We start from the raw sequence: 8,382 nt of genomic DNA on the forward strand, positions 1-8,382 counted from the left end.
GGCCAGTGGCGGGGATATTCAACTGGATGCCAATGGGCGCCTGAGCATGGCTCAGGCGGCGGCCACCGGTAACGTCAGGGTGACGGCGCAGAGCGTCAACCTGACTGACAAGGTTTACGCCACCGGCAACGTAAACGTCACCAGCGCCCAAGCCCTGGTCAACCAGAAGAGCGTGGCCGCCGGCCAACGCATTGAACTCAACGCGGCCAGCGTGACCAACGCCGGCATCATCGAAGCGGGCGTGGCAGCGGACAACAGCCGCAACGCCACCGGCGACCTGGTGGTGAACGCGCAAACCGTCAACACCAGTGGCGACCTGCTGGCCAGCCGCGCCTTGGCGATCACCGCCGCGCAGGCGCTGACCAACCAGGGCAGCATCGTCCAGGCCAAAACCGTCAGCGTCAATACGAGCACCCTGACCAATCAGGGCGCCGCCGCACGCATCTTCGGCGAGCAAAGCCTGGCAATAAGTGCACCGGCCATTGCCAACCTGGGCGGCTTGATTCGCTTCGGTGAAGGCCAGGCCGCGACGCTCAACACTACCTCCCTGGATAACCGCCAGGGCCGCATTGAAATGGCCGGTGGCAGCCTGGTGCTCAGCAGCGCCGACCTGAACAACAGTGGCGGGCAAATCGTCGCCAACGACCTGACCGTCAACGCAGCCAGTCTCAACAACCAGAACGGTGTGCTGGTCGCCGGTGCGCTGACGGTGAACGCCAGCGACCTCGACAACAGTCAAAAGGGCCTGATCCAGGCCGACAACGGCGCGCTGAACCTCTCCGTTGCCAATGCCTTCAACAACAGCCTGGGGTTTGCCCAGGCCGGCACTGACCTGAATCTCAACGCAGGCAGCCTCAGCAGCAACGCCAACGGCGTACTCAGCGCCAATACCGGCAAGTTGACCGTGGCAACCGCCCAGCAGCTCAATAACGCTCAGGGCCGCTTGCAATCCGGGCAGGGCAACGTGGAGCTGCACGCTGCGAAACTCAACAACCAGAGCGGCGTGATCGTTGGCAAGCAGATTCTGCTCGACGCCAGTGGCGGTGACATCGACAACCGTTCCGGGCGTGTGCTGGGTGATCAACTCGACGTGCGCGCGTCCAGCCTGGACAACCGTGACGCGGGTCTGCTGGCCGGCGGTGCGCAGGGTGTGAGCCTGCTGCTCAAAGGGCCGGGCCAATTGCTCAACGCCCAAGGCCGCATTCAAAGCGAAGGCCTGTTGCAACTGCGCGGCGAGCGCCTCGACAACAGCGCGGGGATCCTGCTCGGCCAGTCGATCGAAATGACTGCGCCGACCTTCACCAACAGCAATAAAGGTGCACTGGTCAGCGACGGCGGCGACATCACCCTCAACGTCAGCGACCTGCTGACCAACGCTGGCGGAACCCTTGATGCGGGTGAGCGCAGCATTCTGGTCAAGGCCCTCACCACCCTCGATAACAGCGGCGGCACTTTACGCGGCAAGCGCGTGGACATTACCGCCCAACACCTGAACAACGACGGCGGCCAACTGCTGGCTGGCGATCAAGGCCTGAGCTATAGCGGCAGCGATGTGTCCAATCGTAAAGGCCTGATCCTCAGCGGAGGCGCGCACACCCAGCTGGATACCGGCAGCCTGAACAACAGCGGTGGCACCGTGCAGGGCGATACCCTGACCGTCACCGCCAACGCGGCGGACAACGGCGACGGCGGCCTGATGGCAAGCTTGCTCGGCAACTTGCAACTGACCGTCGAAGCCCTGGCCAATCGCGGCGGCAAGCTGTTCGCCAAAGAACAGGTCACCGTCAGCGGCGCCAGCCTCGACAACAGCGCAGATGGCCAGATCAGCGGCAACCTGATCAACCTGACTTCACGCGACACGCTCACCAACAACGGCGGCCTGATCGAGGCTAACCAGGGTCTGACCTTCACCGGCGGCAACCTCGACAATAGCGCCGGCGGCCAACTGCGTGCTCTGGGCGGTGCCAATAGCACCCTCAACCTCGGCGGCGCACTCAACAACCAGAACGGCACCCTTGAATTCGGCAGCACGGCTTTCAACCTCGATGCCGCCAGCCTGAACAACACTTCTGGTCTGTTGCAGCATGCGGGCTTGGGCGCGTTCCACATCAATACCGCCAGCCTCACCGGTAGCCAAGGCACCATCAACGGTACGGGCAGCGCCGATTGGGCATTCGGCACCGTCGATGGCCTGGGGAGCGTGCAACTAAACGAAGTCCTCACCTATGAAAGCACCCAAGGCCTGACCCTGAAGGCGGGCGATCGCATGGCCAGCGGCAAGGGTTTGATCCTCGACGTAGCCAGCCTGGACAACGGCGGCGAACTGCTCAGCGACGGTGACTTGAGCATCACCACCACCGGCGACATGACCAACAGCGGCCGGGTGTCGGCCCTGCAAACACTGAGTGTGGCGGCGAATAACCTCAGCCAGAACGGAGGGCGTCTCGCAGGCCTCAATACCCAGGTCAAGCTGGGCGGGACTCTGGACAACCTCGGTTTCCTCACCGCGCGTCAGCAGCTGGACATCGCAGCGACGCAGATCAATAACCGGGGCACCCTTGGTGCTCAAGGCGCGGTGAACCTGACGGCCGTCAACGGCATCAACAATGCGGCGGACACACTGTTGTTCAGCGGCGGCGACATGACGTTGCGCGGTAATGGCTTCAGCAACCTGTATGGCGACGTTTACAGCAAGGGCGACTTGAGTTTTGCAGCGGCGGATGGCGGCAAGGCGGCGCTGTTCAGCAACCGCTCCGGCACCGTGGAAAGCGAAGGCTCCATCGGCATCAATGCAGGCTTTATCGAAAACGCCAAAGACGAATTCGAACTCGGGCAGACGTTGACCACCGGCAGCCTGAGTTGGATCTGTTACCAGCACTGCGGCGAGAAAGACAGCTGGGAACGTGGCGAGATCACCATCTACGAGACGTACCTTGAGGCGGCGACCAAGGATTCGGTAGCGGCGCGCCTGGTGGCTGGCAAAAACATGCTGGTGCAAGGCGACAATGTGCAGAACCGCTACAGCCTGATGGCCGCCAATGGCGACCTGAGTATCACCGCCGGTGACCTGCTGAACCAGGGCGCCGCGACGCGCACGGGGGAGCGCAAGATTGTCGTCAGCACGCCAGGTCACGTTTCCGACGATTTGTTTGAACGCATGCAATATGTCGACGTTCCAGCGTTCAATGCGGCCACGGCGGCTGGGCATTTCGATAAGGCGCGCTTCGAAGAACTGAAAAACCGCTCACCCGATAGCCAGCCTTTCGCCCACTCAAGCGACGTCACCACCTGGACCGACAACGGTGGCCCAGGCTACGCCGCCACGATGCAGGCCGGCGGCACCGTCAACCTCAACGTCGCGCGCACACTGCAAAATGGCACGCTGCACAACAACACCCTGGCGCAGTTGACCGGCACCCTGGGCGACGACCAGACCGGCATCCCCGTCGGCGGCATCAACATCAACCTGAGCAAGCACGCCAACGACCCGAGCGCCCAAGGCGCCGGCAGCGTGTTGCCGGTTGCCAGCGTCGCCCCCGGCGGCGGCTTCGTACCCGTGGACTACACCGGCACGCCGTTCGCGCCGGTCGACCCGACCACCGCGCCGAACTTCCAGACGCCCAAGGGCGAGTACGGCCTGTTCGTCAAAAACCCCGACCCGACCAGCCATTACCTGATCGAGACCAACCCCGAGTTCACCTCCGTATCAGGCTTCCTCAGCTCCGACTACATACTCGGCAAACTCGGCTTAACCGATGACAACGCCTGGCGCCGCCTGGGCGATGGCCAATACGAGAGCCGCCTGATCCGCGACGCCGTCCTCGCGCAAACCGGCCAACGCTTCCTCGCCGGCGGCCTCTACAGCGACGCCGACCAGTTCCGCTACCTGATGGACAACGCCCTGGCGAGCAAAGACGCCCTGCGCCTGAGCCTGGGCGTCACCCTCACCAGCCAGCAAGTCGGCGCGCTGACCCACGACATCGTGTGGATGGAAAACCGCGTCGTCGACGGCCAGACCGTCCTCGTGCCGGTGCTCTACCTGGCCCAGGCCGAATCACGCAACGTACGCGGCAACAGCCTGATCCAGGGCCGCGATCTCAACCTGGTCACCGGCGGCGACCTGATCAACGTCGGCACCCTGCGCGCCAGCAACAACCTCACCGCCGTCAGCAGCGGCAGCATGTACACCGGCGGTCTGATCGAAGCCGGCAACAACCTGAGCCTGCTGGCCCAAGACAGCATCCGCAACGCCATGGCCGGCGAAATTCGCGGCAACCAAGTCAGCCTCGCCGCCCTCAAGGGCGACATCACCAACGACAACACCGCCATCCAGGTACGTGACGGCGCCGGCATGCGCACCCTCACCGACAGCACCGCCAGCACCATCGTCGCCCGCGAAAACCTCGCCATCGACGCCGGGCGCGACCTCACGAACCGAGGCGCACTCACCGCCGGCAAAGACGCCAACCTGACCGCCGGCCGCGACCTCAACCTGATTGCCGCCAGCGACACCCGCATCAAGCACGAGAGCCGCGACGGCGGCGAAAAGTCCAGCATCACCACCGACGTCAAAAACCTCGCCGCCAGCGTCACGGCGGGCGGCAGCATCAATATGAAAGCCGGGCAGGACGTCAACATCATCGGCAGCACGGCCACGGCCGGCAAAGACCTGAATATTCAGGCCGGGCGCGACTTCAACGTGGCGTCGGTCAGCGACATGCACAACGTCGAGGGCAAGGAAAAACACGGCAAGGAACGCATCAAGACCTCGGACGACCAGACCACCCAAGTGGCGAGCGTGTTGACGGCGGGTGGGGATTTTGTGAGCCAGGCCGGGCGCGATACGACGATTGTGGCGAGCAAGATCAGTGCAGGGAATGAGGCTTATCTGTACAGCGGGGATAAGTTGAGTTTGTTGGCGGCTGAGAACAGCACGCATACGTTGTACGACATGAAGGAGAAAGGAAGCTGGGGCGCTAAAAAGGCGCAGATGGATGAAGTTACTCGCACCACTCAGGTAGGTACCGAGATCAAGACGGGTGGCAACCTGACCCTGACAAGCGACGGTGATCAACTGTACCAAGTCGCAAAGGTTAATAGCGGCAAAGACATCTTCCTCGATAGCGGCGGCGCAATTGTCTTTGAAGGGGTTAAGGATCTGCATGACGAAAGCCATACCAAAAGCAAAAGTGATCTCTCTTGGTTCAGCGCCAAAGGCAAAGGCAACACCGATGAAACCTTGCGTCAGAGCGAACTGGTTGCTCGAGGGCAGCTTGTCATAAAGGCCGCCGAAGGCATTCATATAGATGTCAAACAGGTCGATCAGCAGACCGTAAGTCAGACCGTTGATGCGATGGTAAAGGCTGATCCTAATCTGGCTTGGCTGAGGCAAGCTGAAGCCCGTGGCGACATTGATTTGCGTCAGGTGAAAGAGATCCACGAGAGCTTCAAGTACGATAACTCGGGACTGGGGGCCGGTGCCAAGATTGCAATCGCGATCATGATGGCGGCGATCATGGGGCCGGTAGGTTTTGGACTGCAGGGTGCCACCCTTGCCGTAAGTACCAGCCTGAGTACAACGGCAGTCACCAGCACCATCAACAACAAGGGCAATTTGGGTGCAGCGTTTAAAGAAACGGTCAGCGCAAATAGCCTGAAAAGCGCAGCGGTCGCCGGGTTTACGGCGGGTGCCCTGGAGTATGCCGATACTAATTGGTTCGCTGGTGCAGACAGTGCAGGTGCCAGCACAAGCACGGTCCAAGGTGTAAGCCCGAGTACAGGTTCAACTTTGGCAGTCACTAACTCGTCCAAAGACATCTTCACTTGGACGTCAGCAGGCGATATCGCGCTGCGTACAGGTGGCCGTGCGGTAATCTCTAGCGGGATCTCGACGGCCGTTCAAGGGGGCAGCTTCGGCGATAACTTCAATGCTGCTTTGCTGGGAGAGGCTGGCAATGTGGCGATGGCTACTGGCTTTAATTGGGTGGGTGACTACGTCGCCTTTCCCAATGGAAGCCCTCAAAAAATCATTGCTCATGCTTTGATGGGTGGATTGCTGGCAGAAGCGACCGGGAGTGATTTCAAAACCGGAGCTGCGGCTGCGGGGTTAAATGAGGCATTAATCAATCAGCTCACTTGGACCGCCCAGGGTAATAAAGACATCACCTTGATGCTTTCACAACTGACGGGGCTGTTAGCAGCCGCGGCGGTTGATGGTGATTTGGAGAAGGGTTCTCAGATTGCTCAAAAGGCGACAACTTTCAACTACCTCTACCACGAGGAAGTTGAGCAGATGTTGCGGGAGGTTGACAGCAAGACTACGGAGCAAGAGAAGCGTGAGGTCAGGCAGCGTTACGCAGAGCTTGATCAACAGCGAAATGATGAGTTGGATGCGCTTTGCGCGCGCGATCCGCAAAGATGCCGGGGCATTGCTACCTCTTTGGCAGACGACGATCAGAAACTCGTCGATCTTGTAGGTAGGCTCAGGTCCCAGGGGCAGGGTGGGGCTGCGGGGGCAGTCGGTTTTGTGCTAGGGAACAACCTTGACGCATCCAACAAAATCGCAGCAGATATCAACTCTGCGGGCGGTGGAGAACTGGCTAAGCTTGCAGCGGAGGCGATTAAGGCAGGAATTGGGATTCCAATACCTTCGCGTTCAGGGGCTGGCAAAGGGAAGGGTAGCCAAGGCGCAACAGCAAATGAGGGATCAATTAGTCATATCTCTGGAGTGAATCTTCCTAAAAGTCAGTCTAAGATGATTGCTGATTTTGAAGCAGCAGGGTACCCGACAAAGCCAGTAGTTTCTCCGACCAGCGGAAATGTGGTTGGAACTCAATACATCTTGCCTGATGGTTCGCGAGTTCGGGTGATGCAGGCGGATGGTCGAAGTCCCCAGCGCGCCTCATTCGAGAATGCTAATGGCGGACCTGTAGATCCTACTACTGGAAAGCCGCCGCAGCCTCCGCAAGGTTTATCGAAGGCTGAACGGAAGCAGTGGATTAGGGAGCGTACGCATATTGAACAAGTGGACTAAATGATGAATAACTTCTTGCAGGCTGTGGCTCTTTTGCTACCCCTGAAAATTGAAAAAGTATTTTGGGATGGCGATACTTTGATGCTTTTTTCGGCGGGTTGGAGCTTTCGTACTGAGAGTGCGTGGCGTGTGTCTAGGGCGGGTGAATTGCTGTTCGCTTGTTGGGATGACGATGCCCTTGACCATGTCTCTGAGCTTTTAGGTTTATCAATTGTTGAGGTAGGTTGGCTTATTGATGCTCAGCCAATCGATCCATTCTTTAAATTATCTGACGGCCGCATTTTGAATGCATTTTGTTCGTCATCAACTGTGCCTTGGCTGATGGAGTTCTCGGATGGGGCCGTTTATTTAGGTAACACTTGATTTCATAAGATTGTCTTGGTGCAAAAGGCGGGGCAAAACCTCCAAATAACGTAGAGGAAATTACAAACCCAACCCAGGGGCCGATAATTCCGTCTGGATGGGTAAGTCAACCGGGAAAGAAAGTTGGTGAAGTCCAGTTGCCGCCGGGAACTGACCCGGCGAAGGGAGAACGAGTTATGACGCCTTGTTCATCAGCTGTTTCTGGTTGTGAGAGTGGCTATTGGCGCTGGAAAAACTTTTCTGTGACGCATTACCAGGCGCGAGGTTTGCTCTGGTGCTAAATTAAATATGGATTTACGCTCTTTAAAAATTTGCATTTTAATTTTATTTACGTTAAAGCGATTTGAGTTAGAGCAATTATAAGACAATCGCCTATTTTATTTATGAAGTTAGCGGATTCAGCTTCCGCCCAATTACATCCAGCAAATCATACCCGTTCTCAGCGGTACAGCCAGCAGCAACGCGAAATCATGAAGCAGAATCGCATCACCGCTGACCTCTTCCGGAAACGTCAAATTTTCCAAAAACTGTGTCGCCGCACGAATACGTTACGCGGCGGCGTCATAGAGCAGATCAAGGAGCGCTTGCGTGTCGATCACCAACGCGGAGACGGTTGAATCTGGGTTTGTAAGCGGCGTGTATCGGTTCATTTTTTAAACTCTACAATTAAATGATGAATGCCATCATTCACAGGTCGCCAAACGAATGGGTGACAGTTGTACGCAGGTTGGCGAACCGGCAGTAGAGAAAACCGGCAGACCCGAAGGTCTTCCGCGCACAGCCGTCATAGAACGACTTTGCAGGCGCGCAAGCAAAAAGCCCCAGCTTGCGCATTCTCAACCGTCAGGTCGGCAAACCTGAATCGTCATGTGTGCGACCGTCAGACGTAAAAACGCGCAAAGCATCAAAAGACCAACGCTTCCTCGCCGGTGGCCTCTACAGCGACGCCGACCAGTTCCGCTACCTGATGGACAACGCCCTGGCGA

General features: G+C 58.5%; 2 protein-coding genes and 1 pseudogene. 2 read left to right on the forward strand and 1 reads right to left on the reverse strand.

The features are described 5' to 3' along the window. The coding region (locus QRN48_RS22930; RefSeq protein ID WP_502944663.1) for a DUF637 domain-containing protein at nt 1-7,033 on the forward strand (7,033 nt) is incomplete at its 5' end. A gap of 3 nt (nt 7,034-7,036) precedes the next feature. Beyond that, nucleotides 7,037-7,396, forward strand: a complete 360-nt coding sequence (locus tag QRN48_RS22935; RefSeq protein ID WP_191945595.1) for a hypothetical protein — start codon at nt 7,037-7,039, stop codon at nt 7,394-7,396. A 381-nt stretch (nt 7,397-7,777) separates the two neighbouring features. Here QRN48_RS22935 and QRN48_RS22940 read toward each other — a convergent pair. Then, nucleotides 7,778-8,046: pseudogene (locus QRN48_RS22940) on the reverse strand (hypothetical protein). Between the last annotated feature and the right edge of the window lie 336 nt (nt 8,047-8,382).

Source organism: Pseudomonas sp. ME-P-057 (genome assembly GCF_030208975.1).
Classification (GTDB): domain Bacteria; phylum Pseudomonadota; class Gammaproteobacteria; order Pseudomonadales; family Pseudomonadaceae; genus Aquipseudomonas; species Aquipseudomonas lutea.